The organism is Acidovorax sp. JHL-3, assembly GCF_000526295.1.
Classification (GTDB): Bacteria; Pseudomonadota; Gammaproteobacteria; order Burkholderiales; family Burkholderiaceae_C; genus Acidovorax; species Acidovorax defluvii.
In genome coordinates, this window is record NZ_JAFU01000001.1 from 2,796,176 (window position 1) to 2,814,530 (window position 18,355).

General features: G+C 63.3%; 13 protein-coding genes. 3 read left to right on the forward strand and 10 right to left on the reverse strand.

Annotation, left to right across the window (positions count from 1 at the left end; translation table 11 throughout):
- Positions 1-67: 67 nt before the first annotated feature.
- The 4 genes from K226_RS0113055 to K226_RS0113070 form a co-directional block, all read right to left on the reverse strand.
- Positions 68-817, reverse strand: a complete 750-nt coding sequence (locus tag K226_RS0113055) for a hypothetical protein (protein WP_024815236.1) — start codon at positions 815-817, stop codon at positions 68-70.
- A 12-nt stretch (positions 818-829) separates the two neighbouring features.
- Positions 830-1,408 carry a hypothetical protein gene (locus K226_RS0113060; protein ID WP_024815237.1) on the reverse strand — a complete coding sequence of 193 codons (579 nt, stop codon included), beginning with the start codon at positions 1,406-1,408 and terminating at the stop codon, positions 830-832.
- Complete coding sequence (locus K226_RS0113065; protein WP_024815238.1) at positions 1,405-1,689, reverse strand: DnaJ domain-containing protein; 285 nt, start codon at positions 1,687-1,689, stop codon at positions 1,405-1,407. Before K226_RS0113065 ends, K226_RS0113060 begins: the two co-directional genes overlap by 4 nt.
- 63 nt (positions 1,690-1,752) lie before the next feature.
- Positions 1,753-2,466, reverse strand: coding sequence for a YebC/PmpR family DNA-binding transcriptional regulator (locus K226_RS0113070; RefSeq protein ID WP_024815239.1), 714 nt, complete (start codon positions 2,464-2,466; stop codon positions 1,753-1,755).
- 324 nt (positions 2,467-2,790) lie between these two features.
- Between K226_RS0113070 and K226_RS0113075 the strand changes: the two genes are divergently transcribed.
- On the forward strand, positions 2,791-4,020 hold the full coding sequence (locus K226_RS0113075) for a nucleoside recognition domain-containing protein (RefSeq protein ID WP_024815240.1): 1,230 nt from the start codon (positions 2,791-2,793) through the stop codon (positions 4,018-4,020).
- 150 nt (positions 4,021-4,170) lie between these two features.
- Here K226_RS0113075 and K226_RS0113080 read toward each other — a convergent pair whose 3' ends face one another.
- Positions 4,171-5,427 carry a cystathionine gamma-synthase family protein gene (locus K226_RS0113080; protein WP_024815241.1) on the reverse strand — a complete coding sequence of 419 codons (1,257 nt, stop codon included), beginning with the start codon at positions 5,425-5,427 and terminating at the stop codon, positions 4,171-4,173.
- A gap of 153 nt (positions 5,428-5,580) precedes the next feature.
- A complete protein-coding gene (gene sbcB / locus K226_RS0113085) occupies positions 5,581-7,026 on the reverse strand; it encodes an exodeoxyribonuclease I (protein ID WP_024815242.1) in 1,446 nt (481 codons plus the stop codon).
- 192 nt (positions 7,027-7,218) lie between these two features.
- Between sbcB and K226_RS0113090 the strand changes: the two genes are divergently transcribed.
- On the forward strand, positions 7,219-8,577 hold the full coding sequence (locus K226_RS0113090) for a lytic murein transglycosylase (protein ID WP_081739381.1): 1,359 nt from the start codon (positions 7,219-7,221) through the stop codon (positions 8,575-8,577).
- 138 nt (positions 8,578-8,715) lie between these two features.
- On the opposite strand, the gene clpA is transcribed toward K226_RS0113090, so the two are convergent.
- From clpA to dnaE, 3 genes are all read right to left on the reverse strand, one after another.
- Positions 8,716-11,064 carry an ATP-dependent Clp protease ATP-binding subunit ClpA gene (clpA, locus tag K226_RS0113095; protein WP_024815244.1) on the reverse strand — a complete coding sequence of 783 codons (2,349 nt, stop codon included), beginning with the start codon at positions 11,062-11,064 and terminating at the stop codon, positions 8,716-8,718.
- Positions 11,065-11,121: 57 nt separating this feature from the next.
- Positions 11,122-11,490 carry an ATP-dependent Clp protease adapter ClpS gene (clpS, locus tag K226_RS0113100; protein WP_024815245.1) on the reverse strand — a complete coding sequence of 123 codons (369 nt, stop codon included), beginning with the start codon at positions 11,488-11,490 and terminating at the stop codon, positions 11,122-11,124.
- A 96-nt stretch (positions 11,491-11,586) separates the two neighbouring features.
- Positions 11,587-15,135, reverse strand: coding sequence for a DNA polymerase III subunit alpha (dnaE, locus tag K226_RS0113105; RefSeq protein ID WP_024815246.1), 3,549 nt, complete (start codon positions 15,133-15,135; stop codon positions 11,587-11,589).
- A 199-nt stretch (positions 15,136-15,334) separates the two neighbouring features.
- Here dnaE and K226_RS0113110 point away from each other — a divergent pair, with 199 nt between their 5' ends.
- Positions 15,335-16,132, forward strand: coding sequence for an outer membrane protein assembly factor BamD (locus K226_RS0113110; protein WP_024815247.1), 798 nt, complete (start codon positions 15,335-15,337; stop codon positions 16,130-16,132).
- On the opposite strand, the gene K226_RS0113115 is transcribed toward K226_RS0113110, so the two are convergent.
- Positions 16,095-18,170: an ATP-dependent DNA helicase gene (locus K226_RS0113115; protein ID WP_024815248.1), complete on the reverse strand. Its 2,076-nt coding sequence runs from the start codon at positions 18,168-18,170 to the stop codon at positions 16,095-16,097. The two genes, K226_RS0113110 and K226_RS0113115, sit on opposite strands and share 38 nt — an antisense overlap.
- Between the last annotated feature and the right edge of the window lie 185 nt (positions 18,171-18,355).

The following is an 18,355-nucleotide window of genomic DNA, read 5'->3' on the forward strand; positions in this document are numbered from 1 at the left end:
GGCCGCCCCGCCGCGCTGGCGGCGTCCCCCTCTGGGGGAAGACGCGAAGCGACTCAGGGGCGACATGCTAAATCGCGGATTCTTCGTCAGAAGCGCGGGCCGCCGGGGTCGCCTTGCCGCGATCGGTGTCGCTGGTTTCAAACTTGCCGTCGTCTTCTTCGGCCAGCTCATCGCCCTCTTCCAGGCCCATGTCGTGGGCACGCGCCTTGGCGCGCAGCACCAGCAGCGTTTCGATAAAGAGGTCGCGGCATTCGTAGCGCAGCAGCCAGGCCAGCTGCATCCAGTCGCGGTCGGCCACTTCGTCCTGGTCGATGCGGGGCTGCACGTAGCCCGATGCCAGCAACTCGTCATCGCTCAAGGTGGGGCCGTAGTCTTCGGTGGCGTCAAAAGTGCCGGTGCGGGCAAAAGCCTCGATGCGACTCCACTTCTCGGCAAAGTAATTGGCCAGGGCCTCGCTGCCGCCTTCCAGATCACCAATCGCCGTCAAAAACTCCACCGGGTCGGCGTCGTCCCGAAAAATAACGGCGTTGACCATGTTGCGCAGGTGCGTGTGGGTGAGATCCTTGTATTGCTTTTCCAGCACCATGGCGCGCGCAAACTGCTCGGGCGTGACCAGCAGGTTGACGACAGATGCCTTGGAATCGTCGTACTCGCGCATCACGGCCAGCACGTCTTTGGGTGCCAGCTGGTCCAGCACGACCATCAGGGCGTTGTCGCCTTCGGTGTCGGCCAGGTCGGCCAGCGCCGACTCGGCGCCTACGATGTCGCCGGCGGCAATCAGGCTGGTGGTTTTGGTGATGAGGGCCAGGTGGTTCATGTACGGAAAATCTCAGTCTTTGCGGTCAAAGCCTACCTCGGCCAGCCAGTTGGAGCTGGCCTCGTCGCGGGTGCGGCTGTTGTGCGGGTCGGCAGCATCATCAGCGCTCAGGGCGTTGTAGTCATCGTCGTGCTCGGCCCCATCCTCAGAATCTTCATCAGTATCGTGATCGGTATCGCCCTGCGCGGCCGCCGGTGCCAGACGGGCATGCTGGTGCAGATACTCCAGCCCTGCCGCCACGACCATGAAAGCGGTTCCTCCGGGCTCGCGCAAAACGGTTTGAGCCAGGCTGGCGGCCCAAGGTTCCAGCGAGACCGCGCCCGTCAGCGTGCCCCACTCGGGCAGGTTGTCAGCCCCCTGGCTGAGCAAGTGCTCCATCACCGACGGCTTGGCAAAACGGAAGCCCTGATGAAAGACCACCGCCACCATCTCGGGCGCCAGCTCCATCATCTTCACCAGGAAACCGATTTCAGAGCGCTTTTCTGCCAGCCGCTTGCGCAGCACATCCTTGCCCTCCGAGTCCGAAACCAGGTCGTCCAGCTCGGCCTGGTAGGCCGAACGCAAGTCATAAAAGTAGGAAGAAAGTTTCACGAAGGAAGAATGCTCTTGAAATAGGTTTGCCAGATGTCTTGCGCGGTTTGCAGCGGGTCGTCCAGCAGGTTGCGGCGGCGGTTGTCGTCGTAAGCCTGGCGGGCCTCGTCGTCCGACAGGACTTCGTAGGCCTTTTGCACGGCCTGAAAGCGCTGTGCCGCGTCGGGCGCATCGTTCTTGTCCGGGTGATAAAAGGAGGCTTTCTGGCGAAAGGCCTTCTTGATGTCGGACAGCGACGCGTTGGCGCTCAGCCCAAGGGCTGCGTAATGGTCTGCGGTCATGGATTGCTTACATGGGCGCGCTGGCCGGTGTAATGGCCAGCGCGCCAGGGCGGAAATAGGCAGTCAGCTGCCCAGGCTCACAAAGACGTTCTGCACGTCGTCGTTGGCATCAATGGCCGCCAGAAAGCTCTCAACCTCTTCGAGCTGCTCGGGCGTCAGGTTGGCGGGGTTCACCGGGTTCTTGGGCTTGTAGCCCAGCTTGGCCGACAGCACGTTAAAGCCCTGCGCCGGTAGCGCGCGGCTGACCAGGTCGAGGTCGGTCGGGTCGGTCCAGAAGGTGGTGGTGCCTTCTTCGTCGCCCGCTTCAAAGTCTTGCGCGCCGGCTTCAATGGCGGCCAGCTCGGGGTCGGCGCCGGGGGTAGTGGGTTCGGCTTCGATCATGCCCACATGGTTGAAATCCCATGCCACCGACCCCGAGGTGCCCAGCTGGCCCTTGCGAAACAGCACGCGCATCTCGGGCGCGGTGCGGTTAACGTTGTCGGTCAGGCATTCGACCATCACGGCCACCTGGTGGGGGGCAAAGCCCTCATAGATGACGCGCTCGAAATGGACGGCCTCGTCCCCGATACCGGCACCCTTCTTGATGGCGCGCTCCAGGGTGTCCTTGGGCATCGAGACCTTGCGGGCCTGCTCGACCACGAGGCGCAGGCGCGAATTGCCGGCAGGGTCGGCCCCGCCACGCGCAGCCACCATGATTTCCTTGGCCAGCTTGCCAAACAGCTTTCCTCTGGCGTCTGCGACTTGTGCCTTACCTTTTGCTTTCCACTGGGCGCCCATGGCGAATGTTCCTTGGTGTTGTGGCGCTCCATGAACCTGTTCAATGGCGCCTGGTTTTGTGTCTGGGCCGGCTGCACGCGGGAGTTTCCAGAGAAAACCTGGCACGCAACCGAACCCTGTAGATTACCACCCGGCGATTCGCCTCATCTTTTGGCATGTGGAGTGAACGAAGCGGGTTAACCTGCTGACTGCCCTCCGCGCCTCCAGTTCGACAGGGCACTGGCAAGCGCGGCCCCACCCCGCTGCAACGGGCCCATCTGCACAATGGATACCAGCGGGCGCCAACGGACGCTTTCTGACCACCATCCACACGGAGTTTCTTCCTTGCTCAACACCCTCTGGCTGGGTTTTTTTGTCACCGCAGCCATCGCCGCACTGTCCCAATGGCTGGTGGGTGACAACGCCCAGATCTTTGCAGCCATGGTCGAAGCCCTGTTCTCCATGGCCAGACTGTCGGTCGAGGTGATGGTGCTGCTTTTTGGCACGCTCACGCTGTGGCTGGGTTTTTTGCGCATTGCAGAAAAGGCCGGCATCGTGAATGCCCTTGCGCGCTGGCTGGCGCCGCTGTTTACGCGGCTCATGCCGGGCGTGCCGCGCGGCCACCCGGCCCTGGGCCTGATGACGCTGAACTTTGCCGCCAACGCGCTTGGGCTGGACAACGCCGCCACGCCCATGGGTCTGAAGGCCATGCGCGCGCTGCAAGAGCTGAACCCGCATCCCGACACCGCGACCAACGCGCAGATTCTGTTTTTGGTGCTCAACGCGTCATCGCTCACGCTGCTGCCGGTCACCATCTTCATGTACCGCATGCAGCAGGGCGCGCCCGACCCGACGCTGGTGTTCCTGCCCATTTTGCTGGCCACGTCTGCCTCCACGCTGGTGGGGCTGCTCAGCGTGGCGGCGGTGCAGCGGTTGCCCCTGTTCAGCCCGGTGGTGCTGGCCTATCTGCTGCCGGTGGCCCTGGCACTGGCAGGCTTCATGGCGCTGTTGACCACGCTGAGCGCGGCGGCGCTGGCGCAGCTGTCTTCGCTGCTGGGCAACCTCACGCTGTTTGCGCTGGTGGTGCTGTTTGTATGCGTGGGCGCCTGGCGCAAGGTGGCCGTGTATGAGGCGTTTATCGACGGCGCCAAAGAGGGTTTTGATGTAGCCAAGGGCCTGCTGCCCTACCTGGTGGCCATGTTGTGCGCGGTGGGGGTGTTTCGCGCCTCGGGTGCGCTGGGCTATGTGCTGGATGCCATCCGCTGGTGCGTGGAGCTGCTGGGCATGGATGCGCGCTTTGTTGATGCCCTGCCCACGGCGCTGGTCAAGCCGTTTTCGGGCAGCGCGGCCCGCGCCATGCTGATCGAGACCATGCAGAGCCAGGGTGTGGACAGCTTCGCCGCGCTGGCTGCCGCCACCATCCAGGGCAGCACCGAAACCACCTTTTACGTACTGGCGGTGTACTTCGGCGCCGTGGGCATACAGCGCGCGCGCCATGCGGTGGCCTGCGCGCTGCTGGCAGAGCTGGCCGGGGTGGTGGCCGCCATTGTGGTGTGCTATCGTTTTTTTGGCTGAAGTTCAAGCCAAATTGGCCTCTAGCCCTTATCCATAAAGCGCAAGCAGCTATTATTAATATAGCAACCAAGGGTTTTGGCACCCGAGGCTGCGGCCCCTGCGAATGGTCTGGCAGCGGTTGACCCAGACACAGGGCGCAGTGGCGAGCAATCAGACCGCCGCAATGGCGGCCAGCGCCTGCTCAAAATCGGCCTGCAGGTCCTGAAGCTCTTCCAGGCCGACCGACAGGCGAATCATGCTGTCGCCAATGCCCATGGCGGCCCGCACTTCAGGCCCCGCCTCCCAGAAGATGGTGTGCGCCACCGGAATGATGAGCGTGCGCGTGTCGGCCAGGCCCGTGGCCTTGATGGGCAGCTGCAGGCGGTTGCACAGCGGCAGGCACTGGGCGGGGTCGCGCAGTTCGAATGACAACAGCCACGAGCCCGCCTTGAGGTGCTTTTTGGCCTGCGCATATTGCGGGTGCGACTCCAGCAGCGGGTAATGCACCCGCGCCACCGCAGGGTGCTGCTCCAGCCACCGGGCCAGGGCCAGCGCGGTGGCGCTGGTGCGGTCCATGCGCAAGGCCAGCGTCTCGGCGCCCAGCGCAATCTGGTGCGCGGCATGGGACGACAAGGCGCCGCCCATGTCGCGCAGGCCTTTCTTGCGCACCTGTTGCAGGCCCCAGCCCTTGGCATTGCCCTTGCGGTAGGCCGCGAAGATATTGGGGTAAGTGCTCCAGTCAAAGACGCCGGTGTCGATCACGGCGCCGCCTAGCGCATCGCCCTGCCCACCGATGCTCTTGGTGAGCGAATGCACCACCAGCCCCGCCCCCACCGTGCCCGGACGAAACAGATACGGCGAGGCCACCGTGTTGTCCACCACATAGAGAAGCCCGCGCTCTTTGCACAGTGCGCCGATGCCTTCGAGGTCGGGCATCTGCGTGCCGGGGTTGGCGATGGTTTCGACAAACACCATGCGCGTGTGCGGCCGCACGGCGGCAGCCACCTGCGCGGCATCCGTCACGTCCACCGTGGTGACCTCGATGCCCAGGTCGGCCAGGGTGCCCAACACGCTGTTGGTGTTGCCAAACACGAACTTGCTGGCCACCAGATGGTCCCCCGCCTTGAGCAGCGTAAGAAAAATGGCGCAGATGCCTGCCATGCCGGTGGAAAAGACGATGGCGCCCTGCCCCTGCTCCATCTGCGTGAGCTTGGCCTCCAGCGCCGCCGTGGTGGGGGTTCCCTGGCGGGCATAGTTGAAGCCGCCCTTGGTGGTGCCCTGGAACACGGCAATGAGGTCTTCCACCTTGTCAAAGCCGTATTGCACCGACGTGTGAACAGGCTGGTGAATGGCGCCATGCTCGGCACCGCCCCGCCGGTCGGCATGCACGATCTGGGTGGTGAAATGGGGGGTGTGCGGTGTCGTCATAAAAATCAACGCTGTTTCTGCTGGTCTACGTGCAAAGTGGGGCGACGAACACTGGCGCGAGCTCTACGCCAGCGCACCCGTGGAACTGGCTTTGCCAGGCCACCGGGTGGGTCCCCCCTCAGGGGGGAAGGCGCGCAGCGCCTCAGGGGGGAGTCACCTCTCCGGCGCGATGTGCTCGGCGTAATCGTACAGGGCGCCCAGAATCTCCTGGGTGCGGTCGTCGTCGGCGGTTTCCGAGATCTGGTCGATCTCGGTGAACAACTGCTCCACGGTGCGCGCCCCGCCCGCACCGTCGAACAGGCAGGCGGCGCGGTGCGCCTCCCAGCGCTCGGCCTCTTCGGGCGACAGGGTGTCCGGGAAGTTGCGGGCCCGGTAGCGCCACACCAGCTCGGCCAGGCGCGGGTCATCAAAGCCCGTGCGCGCGGTGGCCAGTTTCGCCCCTGACAGGGTACGCAAGTCGTTCAGGTGGCGGCGGTCGCTGTTGCCCACAAATCCGCCATACAGGTCCTGGTCCACATCGGGGGCGGGCTCGGCCGGGCGGGCAAACACGGCGGGCCAGATGCCGCTCATGTCCGGCAAGGTCCGCGCCATGTCGGCATGCTGCGCCGCCTGGGCCAGATCCATGCCCCAGCGCTGCGCCAGCGCAGGGGTGAGCGTGTTCACATTGCCCACCACCATGGGTGATTTGTTCAGGTGGATGGTCTTGATGGGCAGGCGCGTGGTGCCCTCGGGCAGGTCGGCCGCCCTGGAGAACATGCGCAAGCGGATCTCGTCAGCCCCCAGCGTGGCCAGTTCGCGCGGGTCATGGGCGAGATCCCAGGCAATCACCTCGTTCTTGTTGGTGGGATGGCTGGCCAGCGGCCACATCACTGCGAGGCAACCGCGCTCGGCAGGGAACATGCCCGAGACATGCAAAAACGGCCGTGCCGTGAGGGCCGTTGCCGGCAGGCGCAACTCGGCGGCCACGCGGTCTTTCTTGTGCAGCGACAGGGCAAAGTCAAACAGCTTGGGGTTGTGCTGGCGGATCAGCCGCGCCAGCGCAATGGTGGCGCGCACGTCCGACAGCGCATCGTGCGCAGCCTCGTGCAACAGGCCGTTGGCTTTGGACAGATGCTCCAGCTTGAAGCTGGGCGTGCCGTCTTCCTTTTTGGGCCAGGCAATGCCGTCCGGCCGCAGCGCATAGGTCATGCGCACCACGTCCAGCAGATCCCACCGGCCGCACTGGTTTTGCCACTCGCGCGCGTAGGGGTCGATGAGGTTGCGCCAGAACATGAAGCGCGTGATCTCGTCATCAAACCGGATGGTGTTGTAGCCCACGCCAATGGTGCCCGGCTGCGCAAATTCGGCCTCGATGCGATTGGCAAAGGCGTGCTCGGGCACGCCCTTTTCCAGACACAGCTGCGGCGTGATGCCGGTGATGAGGCAAGACTGCGGGTCTGGCAGATAGTCGTTGGCCGGCTGACAGTAAAGCATCAGCGGATCGCCGATTTCGTTCAGTGCGGCGTCGGTGCGGATGGCCGCAAACTGCGCCGGCCGGTCGCGCCGGGTGTTGGCACCGAAGGTTTCGTAGTCGTGCCAGAGAAAGGTGTGGGGGGCCATGGTCTAGGGGCAAACAAGGGCGAAGGGCCAACTGTAACCGGGTTTAGAGGCTATTTTTGCCCCTAGCGCATACAGATAAAGCGCGAACAGCTATCAAAATAGTAGTGAAAGTGGGTCCAGAGGATTGCCACCACATCACGCCGTGATACACCTGCAACGCTGCACCCGCGCTGCTACACGGGACAATGGCGCATGCACAGCCCCCCAAACGCCCCCTCCAGCTCCTCTCGCCACCGCACTCCCCTCGTGGCGCCACTCTCGCTTGCCACACTGGTGGCGGCCATGGCCCTGGCAGGTTGCGCCTCGGCGCCGGCTTCCGAAAGCCTCCCCGACAGGCTGGCAAAGCCGCAGCCAACGGCCTTGGCGCCTGCGGCCAACAGTGCGCAGGTCTCCGCGCCAGTTGACACGGCTTCCGAAGTACCCCCTGAAGAAGGATTCGACGCCTGGCGCACCGCTTTTTCGAAACAAGCCCTGGCGGCGGGTATTGAGCCCCAAACCGTGCGCGAAGTGCTGGGCAGCGCACAATGGCAACCTCGCGTGGTGGAGCTGGACCGTGCCCAGCCCGAATTCACCCGCACGCCCTGGGCCTACCTGGACAGCGCCGTGTCGCCGCAGCGCATTGCACAGGGCCAGGCCATGCGGGCGGAGCACCACGCCGCACTGGACGCTGCCGCCACTCGCCACGGGGTACCCGCCGCAGTGATCACGGCCATCTGGGGCATGGAGAGCAACTACGGCAGCAACTTTGGAACCTACCGCGCGGTGGACGCGCTTGCCACGCTGGCTTACGACGGACGTCGCCGCGCCTGGGCGCAAGCCGAGCTGCTGGCCGCGCTGCGCATCGTGGACCAGGGCGACATCCCGGCCGATCGCATGATCGGCTCCTGGGCGGGCGCCATGGGGCACACGCAGTTTCTGCCCTCGGTGTTTCTGGCCTACGCCGTGGATGCCGACGGCGACGGCCATCGTGACATCTGGGGCAGCATTGCCGATGTCACGGCGTCCACGGCCCATTTTCTGGCGCGCATGGGCTGGAAAAGCGGCCAGACCTGGGGCGTCGAAGTGCAACTGCCCGCCGGGTTTGACTACGCACGCACCGAAATCCGCACCCGCCAGAACAGCGCAGCATGGGCGGCAGAAGGCGTTCGCACGCTGGACGGGCAACCCCTGCCCGAAGTGGGCGAGGCCTCCATCATCACGCCCGCAGGTGCACGCGGCCCAGCGTTTTTGGTGGGCACCAATTTCCGCACCATCCTGCGGTACAACAACTCCGTCAACTACGCGCTGGGCGTGGGCCTTCTGGCACGCCAGATCGACGGTGGCCCACCCGTTGCCAGGGCGTGGCCCCGCGACATTGCCCCCCTGAATCGCGACCAGCTGCGCCAGCTGCAGGAGGCACTCAATGCAAAGGGTTTTGACGCGGGTGTGCCAGACGGCGTGATGGGCCCGGCAACACGCGCAGGCCTGCGCCGTTTTCAGCAGAGCATCGGCACCATGGCCGACGGATATCCCACGCACGCGCTGCTTGAGCGGCTACAGGCACCCCGGTAAACAGCGCGCCGCGCACAGGCGCAGCACCAGTTCAGAACGCTCTGCCACCATAAAAAAAGCCCGGGGTTTGCGCCACGGGCTTTGGGGTGTGTGCCTCGCGATCGCGGCACACCAGCTGCGAGCGGGGTCGTAGCGCAATCAGTCGGCAGTGGCCTCTTCGGGTTCAGCGGGCTCCGACTTGGCCGAGCGCTCTTTCTTGGGCAGCGGCTGGATGTCCAGCATCACTTCGGACGTTTCCACGCCCTTGTCGTCCGTCTTGACCTCGATGTCCACGGTCAGGCGGCCGCCATCCTGCAAGCGGCCAAACAGCAGCTCATCGGCCAGGGCCCGGCGAATGGTGTCCTGGATCAGGCGCTGCATCGGGCGGGCGCCCATCAGCGGATCAAAGCCCTTCTTGGCCAGGTGCTTGCGCAGCGTGTCGGTGAAGGTGACCTCCACCTTCTTCTCGGCCAACTGCGTTTCGAGCTGCAGCAGGAACTTGTCCACCACGCGAAGGATGATCTGCTCGTCGAGCGCCTTGAAGTTGACGATGGCGTCCAGCCGGTTGCGGAACTCAGGCGTGAACAGGCGCTTGATGTCGCCCATTTCGTCGCCCGCCTGCCGGGGGTTGGTGAAGCCAATGGTCGCCTTGTTCATGGTCTCGGCGCCCGCGTTCGTGGTCATGATGATGAGCACATTGCGGAAGTCTGCCTTGCGCCCGTTGTTGTCGGTCAGCGTACCGTGGTCCATTACCTGAAGCAGCACATTGAAGATGTCCGGGTGCGCCTTCTCGATTTCATCGAGCAGCAGCACGGCGTGCGGCTTCTTGGTGATGGCTTCGGTGAGCAGGCCGCCCTGGTCGAACCCCACATAGCCAGGAGGCGCGCCAATCAGGCGGCTCACGGCATGGCGCTCCATGTACTCCGACATGTCAAAGCGGATCAGTTCGATGCCCATGATGTAGGCCAGCTGCTTGGCCGCCTCGGTCTTGCCGACGCCGGTGGGGCCGCTGAACAGGAACGAGCCGATCGGCTTGTCGCCCTTGCCCAGACCCGAGCGCGCCATCTTGACCGCGCTGGCCAGCACTTCCAGGGCTTTGTCCTGACCGAACACGACGCTTTTCAGGTCGCGCTCCAGCGTCTGCAGCTTGCCGCGGTCGTCGTTGCTGACGTTGGCGGGAGGAATGCGCGCGATCTTGGCCACGATCTCTTCGATCTCGGCCTTGCCGATGGTCTTTTTGCGCTTGCTCGGCACCATGATGCGCTGGGCCGCACCGGCTTCATCGATCACGTCGATGGCCTTGTCGGGCAGGTGGCGGTCGTTGATGTACTTGGCGCTCAGCTCGGCCGCAGCCTGCAGGGCGGCCGCAGCGTATTTCACACTGTGGTGCTCTTCAAAGCGCGACTTCAGGCCCTTGAGGATGTCGATGGTTTCGGCTACCGTGGGCTCGACCACGTCCACCTTCTGGAACCGGCGCGACAGCGCAGCGTCTTTTTCGAAAATGCCACGGTATTCCGTGAAGGTGGTGGCGCCAATGCACTTGAGCTGGCCGCTGGAAAGCGCCGGCTTGAGCAGGTTGGACGCATCGAGCGTGCCGCCCGAGGCAGCACCCGCACCGATCAGGGTGTGGATCTCATCGATGAACAAAATGGCGTTGGGCTTGTCCTTGAGCGACTTGAGCACGCCCTTGAGGCGCTGCTCAAAATCGCCGCGGTACTTGGTGCCCGCCAGCAGCGCGCCCATGTCGAGCGAATACACCACGGCCTCGGCCAGAATTTCAGGCACGTCGTTTTGCGTGATGCGCCAGGCCAAGCCCTCGGCAATCGCCGTCTTGCCCACGCCGGCCTCGCCCACCAGCAGCGGGTTGTTCTTGCGACGGCGGCAAAGGATCTGGATCGTGCGCTCTACCTCGTAGTGGCGGCCAATCAGCGGGTCGATCTTGCCTTCCTTGGCGAGCTGGTTCAGGTTCTGGGTGAACTGCTCCAGCGGAGACGCTTTCTCACTGCGCTCCGAACCGCCGCCCTCCTCGCCTTCGGCCTGGTTCTCGGCCTTGGCGGGCTCTGGCGGCTCGCCCTTTTTGATGCCGTGGGCAATGAAATTGACCACGTCCAGGCGCGTCACGCCCTGCTGGTGCAGGTAGTACACGGCGTGCGAGTCTTTTTCGCCAAAGATGGCCACGAGCACGTTGGCACCGTTGACCTCTTTCTTGCCGTTGCCGGTGGACTGCACATGCATGATGGCGCGCTGGATCACCCGCTGGAAACCCAGTGTGGGCTGGGTGTCCACTTCGTCCGATCCGGCAACCTGCGGCGTGTTGTCTTTGATGAAGTTAGACAACGATGACCGCAAATCATCGATATTGGCCGAACATGCACGCAGCACCTCGGCTGCGCTGGGGTTATCGAGCAGTGCAAGCAACAGATGCTCCACGGTGATGAACTCGTGGCGCTGCTGGCGGGCCTCAACAAAGGCCATGTGCAAGCTGACTTCCAGTTCCTGGGCAATCATGTGAACTCCTTTGTGCTTGCGTGGAAGAGATAACTGTAGATCGGGACGAGAAACCTGTTATTCAACAGGCTCACTGACGCATTGAAGCGGGTGGCCGGCCTTGAGCGCGGCCTCCAGCACCTGGTCGACCTTGGTGGCAGCCACATCGCGTGAATACACGCCGCAGACGCCTTTGCCGTCGAGGTGTATCTTCAGCATGATCTGGGTGGCCTGCTCGCGGTCTTTGCTGAAAAACTCCTGCAGCACCACGATGACGAACTCCATGGGGGTGTAGTCGTCATTGAGCATGACCACCTGGTACATCTGCGGCGGCCGGGTCTTTTGCACGCGTCTTTCGAGCACGACCGAACCGCCATCATCCTTCGCTGGCCGGGTAACGGGCAGCGCGACGGGGGGAGAAGGTGGTTTTGTTGCCATGAATTTCATTCTAGCGACCCGGGAGCATCGCTGCCGACAGTGATATCTGATGACGGCCGGGTGTTTTTCAACCACGTCCGGAGTGCCCACCAAAAAATGCCGGGGTCACTCATAGATCACAACGGCCGAGCCCGTGCCCACCTGGGCGCTCCAAGCTGCCAGTGCCGCGTCCGTGGGATAAAACCGGCTGGCATCGCCCAGTTGCAGTTCGGCCACCGCAGCGCCCTGCTCTGCGACACAGCGCACGCCCATGCGCACGCGCAGTCCATGCAGCACAGTGCCCTGCTCCGACTCTTCACGGCAGGGCGGAAACTCCTGTACCAGACGCGGCACTTCGGGCGATTTGTCCCCCACCACCACATGGAGGTATTTGCCAAACCGTGCGCGTGCACCGGCCATATCCCAAACCTGCTGAACCTTCACGCGCAGCCCCCCGCTGAAATGGTCCAGCTGCAGGCGCCCCATCATCACCACAAACTCGTCTTCCTTGAGCTGGTTGCGGTAGGTATTGAGCAGGGCTTCGTCGGCCGACGCCTCGATCACGCCCGACTTATCGTCCAGCCGGAACAAGCCCAGCTTGCCCCGCTGGCCGTTGATCACCCGGAAATCGCTGACGATGCCCGCAAGAATCTGGGGCTCGCGGCTGTCCAGCAATTCGTCGATCTGGGTGCGAACAAAGCGACGCACCTCTTGCGCCACCTCGTCGAAAAGATGGCCCGACAGATAAAAACCCACGGCCGTTTTTTCCTGGGTGAGGCGCTCCTTGATACCCCAGGGAACCGCGTCCACCAGGTCAGGCTCCTGCGTGCTCGATCCGTGGGCGTCGTCGCCCATCATGTCGAACAGCCCACCCTGGTTGACATTGGCCAGCGTGGCAGCGGCAAAGTCAAAGGCTCGGTCAATCGACGCGACCATGGCAGCACGGTTGAGGTTGAGTGAATCAAAGGCCCCCGCCTTGATGAGCGCTTCGACCGTGCGTTTGTTCAGGCGCGCCTTGTCCACCCGCACGCAAAAATCAAACAGACTCTTGAACGGACCCGTGGTGGAGCCCTGCGGCCCCTGGCCCCGCCCCTCTCGGGCCGCAACGATGGCATCGATGGCATGCTGGCCCGTGCCCTTGACCGCCCCAAGACCGTAGCGAATGACTTTGTCGGTCACTGGTTCGAAACGGTAAGTGCCGCGGTTGACATCCGGTGGCTCAAAGGTCAGTCCGAAATTCTTTTGCGCATCTTCAAACAGAACCTTGAGCTTGTCGGTGTCATCCATTTCCACCGTCATGTTGGCGCAGAAGAACTCGGCCGTGTAATGCACCTTGAGCCAGCCGGTGTGGTAGGCCAGCAGCGAATAGGCAGCCGCGTGCGACTTGTTGAAACCGTAGCCCGCGAACTTCTCCATCAGGTCGAACACCTCGTCGGCCTTCTGCTCACTGATGTTCTTTTCTGCAGCCCCCTTGCGGAAGATGGCGCGGTGCTCGGCCATTTCCTCGGCCTTTTTCTTGCCCATGGCCCGGCGCAGCATGTCGGCGCCACCGAGAGAGTAGCCCCCCAGCACCTGAGCGGTCTGCATCACCTGCTCCTGGTACACCATGATCCCGTAGGTCTCTGACAGCACCTTTTCGACCAGCGGATGGGGATACTCCACCACTTCCTTGCCGTGTTTGCGGTTCACAAAGCTCGGTATCAGATCCATCGGGCCCGGACGGTACAAGGCATTCAGCGCAATGAGGTCTTCCAGGCGGCTGGGCCTGGCTTCGCGCAGCATGCCCTGCATGCCGCGGCTTTCAAACTGGAACACCGCCTCGGTCTTGCCATCGGAAAAGAGCTTGTAGGTGGGCCCATCGTCAAGGGGAATGGTCTCGAAGCTGAAGTTCTCCTGCCCCTTGTGGCGCTTCATGATGAATTCGCGCGCAATCTCCAGAATGGTGAGTGTCGCCAGCCCCAGAAAGTCGAACTTCACCAGGCCGATGGCCTCCACGTCATCCTTGTCGTACTGGCTCACGGCCGCCTCACTGCCCGGCTGCTGGTACAGCGGACAGAAATCAGTGAGCTTGCCCGGCGCAATCAGCACCCCACCGGCGTGCATGCCGATGTTGCGCGTCAAACCCTCGAGCTTTTGCGCCATCTCGATGACGGTCTTGACGTCTTCTTCCTTTTGCACCCGCTCCGCCAGCAGCGGCTCCAGTTCGAGCGCGTAGTTGTTCTTGTCGCCCTCTTTCTTGGGGTCAGGTGGGTAGGCCAGCGTATAGGACTGCCCCGGCTTGTTGGGCACCAGCTTGGAAATGCCATCACAAAAGGTGTAGCTCATGTCCATCACCCGGCCCACGTCACGAATGGCCGCCTTGGCGGCCATGGTGCCGAAGGTGGCGATCTGGCTTACCGCATCCTTGCCGTACTTGTCCTTCACGTAGTCGATCACGCGGTCGCGGTTCGCCTGACAAAAGTCAATGTCGAAGTCGGGCATCGACACACGCTCGGGATTCAAAAACCGTTCGAACAGCAGGTTGTATTCAAGCGGATCCAGATCGGTGATCTTGAGCGCATAGGCCACCAGAGACCCCGCACCTGAGCCCCGGCCAGGCCCCACGGGGCAACCGTGGGTTTTGGCCCACTGAATAAAGTCGCCCACAATCAAAAAGTAGCCCGGGAACCCCATCTTGAGAATGGTGTTGAGCTCGAACTCGAGCCGTTCCACATAGCGCGGCCGCTGCGCATTGCGTTTGGCTTCGTCGGGGAATAGCAGCCTGAGGCGGTCTTCCAGCCCCTCAAACGAAACATGGCGGAAGTAATCCTCCACTGACAGCACCTGCCCGTTCACGGGTGGGATGGGAAAATTGGGCAATTGCGGCTTGCCCAGCACCAGGCTGATGTTGCAACGGCGGGCAATTTCCACCGAATTGGCCAGGGCGGCAGGCAGGTCTTCAAACAGCGCCTGCATTTGCGCCGACGACTTGAAATATTGTTCGCGCGTGAACTTGCGCACCCGCCGCTGGTTGCCCAGAATTTCGCCCTCGGAGATGCAGACCCGGGCCTCATGGGCCTCGTAATCGTCGGCGGTGGCGAACTGCACGGGATGCGTGGCGACCACCGGCAAATTGAGCCGAGCCGCGAGTTGCACTGCGGCCACGACATGGGCCTCGTCGTCGGCGCGTCCCGCCCGTTGCACCTCCATATAAAAACGGTGCGGGAAGATGCCGGCCAGCCGGAGCGCCAGGTGCGCCGCACCAGCGTCATCGCCTTTCATGAGGGCTTGCCCCACTGGCCCCGCCTGGGCCCCGGCGATCGCGATCAACCCTTCGCCCAGCTCCTGCAACCACTCCCAGGTGCAAATGGCCTGGGCTTTGACCACGTTGCGGGTCCAGGCGCGCGCCAGCAATTCAGACAGATTCAGGTAACCCTGGTGCCCCTGCACCAGCAGCAATATGCGCGACGGCGCCGCTCCGGCCTCGCCTTCCACGAACACTTCGGCGCCCAGAATCGGCTTGACGCCCTTGCCGCGCATTTCCTTGTAGAACTTGATGGCACCAAAAAGGTTGCTGAGATCGGTAATGGCCAATGCGGGCTGGCCATCCTTGGCCGCTGCCTTGGCCAACTCATCGATGCGATTGGTGCCGTCAACGACGGAGAACTCGGTGTGCAGGCGAAGGTGAACAAACATGGGCCCCATTGTAGGAAGCCCCACCTGGTCCGGCATCGAAAATGACCCGATTCAGCGCGCAAAGCTCGGCAGCGTGCGTCGGTACAATGCCAGCGTCGGTCCAGGTTCTGTCGCAGGCCAAGCCGCACCCTATCGGTGCGGCAGCCTTTACAGCCCCTCACAAGACACACGTTCACCTTTAGCCTGAAAGCTGCCTGCAATGCTGCGTGCCTCACTGCCTTTTATCACTGCCCTGCTGACCGCCGGCCTGCTTGCGGGCTGCTCGAGCACTCCGGAAGACAAGACAGCGGGCTGGAGCCCCAACCGCATTTACTCGGAAGCCAAGGACGAACTCAATAGCGGCGCTTTCGACAAGGCGGTGCCATTGCTCGAAAAGCTGGAAGGCCGCGCAGCAGGCACACCCTTGGCCCAGCAGGCCCAGCTGGACAAGGCCTATGCGCAGTACAAGGCTGGCGAAAAGGCACAGGCCATCGCCACGCTCGATCGCTTCATGAAGCTTCACCCGGCCAGCCCGGCACTGGATTACGCGCTCTACCTGAAAGGCCTGGTCAACTTCAACGACAACCTGGGTCTTTTTTCCTGGATCTCCCAGCAGGACCTGTCCGAACGCGATCAGAAAGCGGCCAAGGACTCCTTTGAGTCGTTCAGCGAACTGGCCACGCGTTTCCCTGACTCCCGCTATGCCAAAGACGCTCGCCAGCGCATGACCTACATCGTCAATTCGCTGGCCCAGTATGAGGTGCACGTCGCCCGCTATTACTTCCAGCGCGGCGCTTATGTGGCAGCCATTGGCCGCGCGCAGGCCGCGCTGGCCGATTACCAGGGTGTGCCCGCACTCGAAGAGGCGCTTTACATCCTGATCCAGTCCTACGATGCCCTCGGAATGACCCAGCTGCGCGACGACGCACGCCGGGTCATGCAATCTTCCTATCCCCAAGGCGCTTACGCCACGGGCACCGTCAAGGCAAAGTCCAATCCTTGGTGGAAGTTCTGGTAAGCGCATCCAGCGCGGCCTCAAACTCCTCAGGACTTTCAAGAACACGCATGGGAGGCAATGCGCGCATCAGCCGCTTGCCGTAGCCCATGGTCACCAGCCGCGTGTCGCACACGACCAGCACGCCCCGGTCCGATTCCCGCCGTATCAGCCGCCCCGCACCTTGCTTGAGTGCCACAGCGGCCTCGGGCACCGCAAGCATCTGAAACGAACGCCCACCGGCGACCTCAATGCGTTGACTTCGCGCCTCCATCAGCGGATCGCCGGGCGCAGGAAAGGGCAACTTGTCGATGATGACCAGCTGCAAGGCGTCGCCTGGGACATCAAAACCTTCCCAGAATGAGGCCGAGGCCACCAGCAGGCAGCCGCGCCCGCCGCTTGTCGCCCCCTCGCGAAAGCGTTCCATCAGATGGCGCTTTGGCCAGTCCCCCTGCACCAGCACTTCAAGCCCTTCAGTGCTGCGGAACCGGTCTTTCAGAATGTCCCCAATCACCCGCAAAGCCTTCAGGGTTGTGGTCAACACCAGCGTGCGCCCGCCAAGGCGGTCTGCAGCGGCCCCCGACAACCGGGCTACGGCGATGCTGTGCCCGGGATCAGAAGGCTTTGGCACATGCCGCGGCACATACAACGCGGCCTGGGAGGCATAGTCGAAGGGGCTTTCCACCCGCAAGATCTCAGCATCCTGCAGGCCACAGCGCTCGGTGAACCACGTCAGCCCGGCGTCGTCGCCCAGGGTTGCAGACGTGAAAATCCAGGCCCGCCCAGCATGCTGCGACGGCGCGGGCCACTCGTCGCCTTCGCCTTCGCCATAGCCTTCGCCATAGCCTTCGCAAGCTTCGGCAGGAGCCGCCAGCAACCGGGTTTGCATGGCCTGCGCAATATCGAGCGGCGATTCCACCAGCCGCAATTGCCCACCTGCCTCTACCCAGCGCACCGCATCCGGGCTGCAGGGTGCTGCAAAGCGTCCCAGGCGCGCCAGAATCTCCGAGCCGCGCTCATACAGGCGCATGAGGTCCGGGGATGTCTCGCTGAACGGGTCCAGTGTTTCCAGGGCTTGTGCACAGGCAAGAGATACCCGTCGAAAGGCCTCGTGCCAGCCGCCGGGTGCAACGGTTTCTGGCACATCCCCAAGCCAGCGTAGCTTGGTTCCTGGTACGCCCGGCCCCACGGCAATCCGCAAATCGGCAGCGACCTGCTCGATGCGGCCCGCCACCGTGTTCCAGTCGGTCAAACCACGGGCATGCTGCAAACCAGCTGTCAGAATGTCACGGGAAAAATCCAGCAGTTGCCCCGTGGTCAGCTGCATGCCCATGAATTGCACGCCGATTTCATTGATCTGGTGCGCCTCGTCAAACACCACGACCCGCACGGTTGGCAACAACTCGGCCATGCCCGACTCCCGCACGGCCACATCGGCAAAGAACAAATGGTGGTTGACCACCACCACATCCGCCGCCAGCGCTTCACGCCGTGCGAGGTTGACGTGGCACTGGCGAAAACGCGGGCACGAGGCCCCCAGGCAGTTTTCGCGGGTGGAGGTAACCAGCGCAATGACGGGCGAGCGCTCGTCGAGACCCGGCAGTTCCGCCAGATCCCCCGAGCGCGTGCTGTGCGACCACACCTCTACCTTGGCCAGCACCCGCTGAATGGTGCGGTCGTGCAGCTCATCATCCTGGCGTGCCTGTTCCATCCGGTGCAGGCACAGGTAGCTCCCGCGCCCTTTCAGCAGGGCCGTGCGCACCGGCAAGGCCAGCGCAGAAACCAATTGGGGGAGATCCCGGGCAAAGAGCTGGTCCTGCAAGGCCTTGGTGGCCGTGGACAGCAAGACACGCTCTCCGCTGAGCAGCGCCGGAACCAGGTACGCGAATGTTTTGCCAACACCCGTACCCGCTTCCACCACCAGGGCGCCACCCTGCACAATGGTTCGGGCCACCGCTTCGGCCATGCGGATCTGGCCATCTCGCGCAAGGTAGTGCGACCCCATCTGCGCCAGCACCCCTTGGGGCTCAAATACCGCGTGCACGGCTTCCACCAGGCTCATCACGCAGGTTCTTGGGGCTGGAGCGCGCGCGCGAAACAGCCGATTGCGCTGCGCAACGCCATGCGGCGGTTCTTCAGGCGCCTGCGCAAAACGTCGTCTGGCAGTCGTTCTTGCGGGCCCTCATCGATGCGCACGTTCAATACGGCAGGGGCCATACGCAAAACAATCAACGGACGAGGCAAGGA

Bases quoted from the DNA above. Each gene is read 5' to 3' on its own strand.
- clpS (WP_024815245.1), bottom strand. From the start codon at position 11,490: ATGAAATTCATGGCAACAAAACCACCTTCTCCCCCCGTCGCGCTGCCC.
- K226_RS0113090 (WP_081739381.1), top strand. From the start codon at position 7,219: ATGCACAGCCCCCCAAACGCCCCCTCCAGCTCCTCTCGCCACCGCACT.
- K226_RS0113065 (WP_024815238.1), bottom strand. From the start codon at position 1,689: ATGACCGCAGACCATTACGCAGCCCTTGGGCTGAGCGCCAACGCGTCG.
- K226_RS0113070 (WP_024815239.1), bottom strand. From the start codon at position 2,466: ATGGGCGCCCAGTGGAAAGCAAAAGGTAAGGCACAAGTCGCAGACGCC.
- K226_RS0113055 (WP_024815236.1), bottom strand. From the start codon at position 817: ATGAACCACCTGGCCCTCATCACCAAAACCACCAGCCTGATTGCCGCC.
- sbcB (WP_024815242.1), bottom strand. From the start codon at position 7,026: ATGGCCCCCCACACCTTTCTCTGGCACGACTACGAAACCTTCGGTGCC.
- clpA (WP_024815244.1), bottom strand. From the start codon at position 11,064: ATGATTGCCCAGGAACTGGAAGTCAGCTTGCACATGGCCTTTGTTGAG.
- K226_RS0113115 (WP_024815248.1), bottom strand. From the start codon at position 18,170: ATGAGCCTGGTGGAAGCCGTGCACGCGGTATTTGAGCCCCAAGGGGTG.
- dnaE (WP_024815246.1), bottom strand. From the start codon at position 15,135: ATGTTTGTTCACCTTCGCCTGCACACCGAGTTCTCCGTCGTTGACGGC.
- K226_RS0113080 (WP_024815241.1), bottom strand. From the start codon at position 5,427: ATGACGACACCGCACACCCCCCATTTCACCACCCAGATCGTGCATGCC.
- K226_RS0113110 (WP_024815247.1), top strand. From the start codon at position 15,335: ATGCTGCGTGCCTCACTGCCTTTTATCACTGCCCTGCTGACCGCCGGC.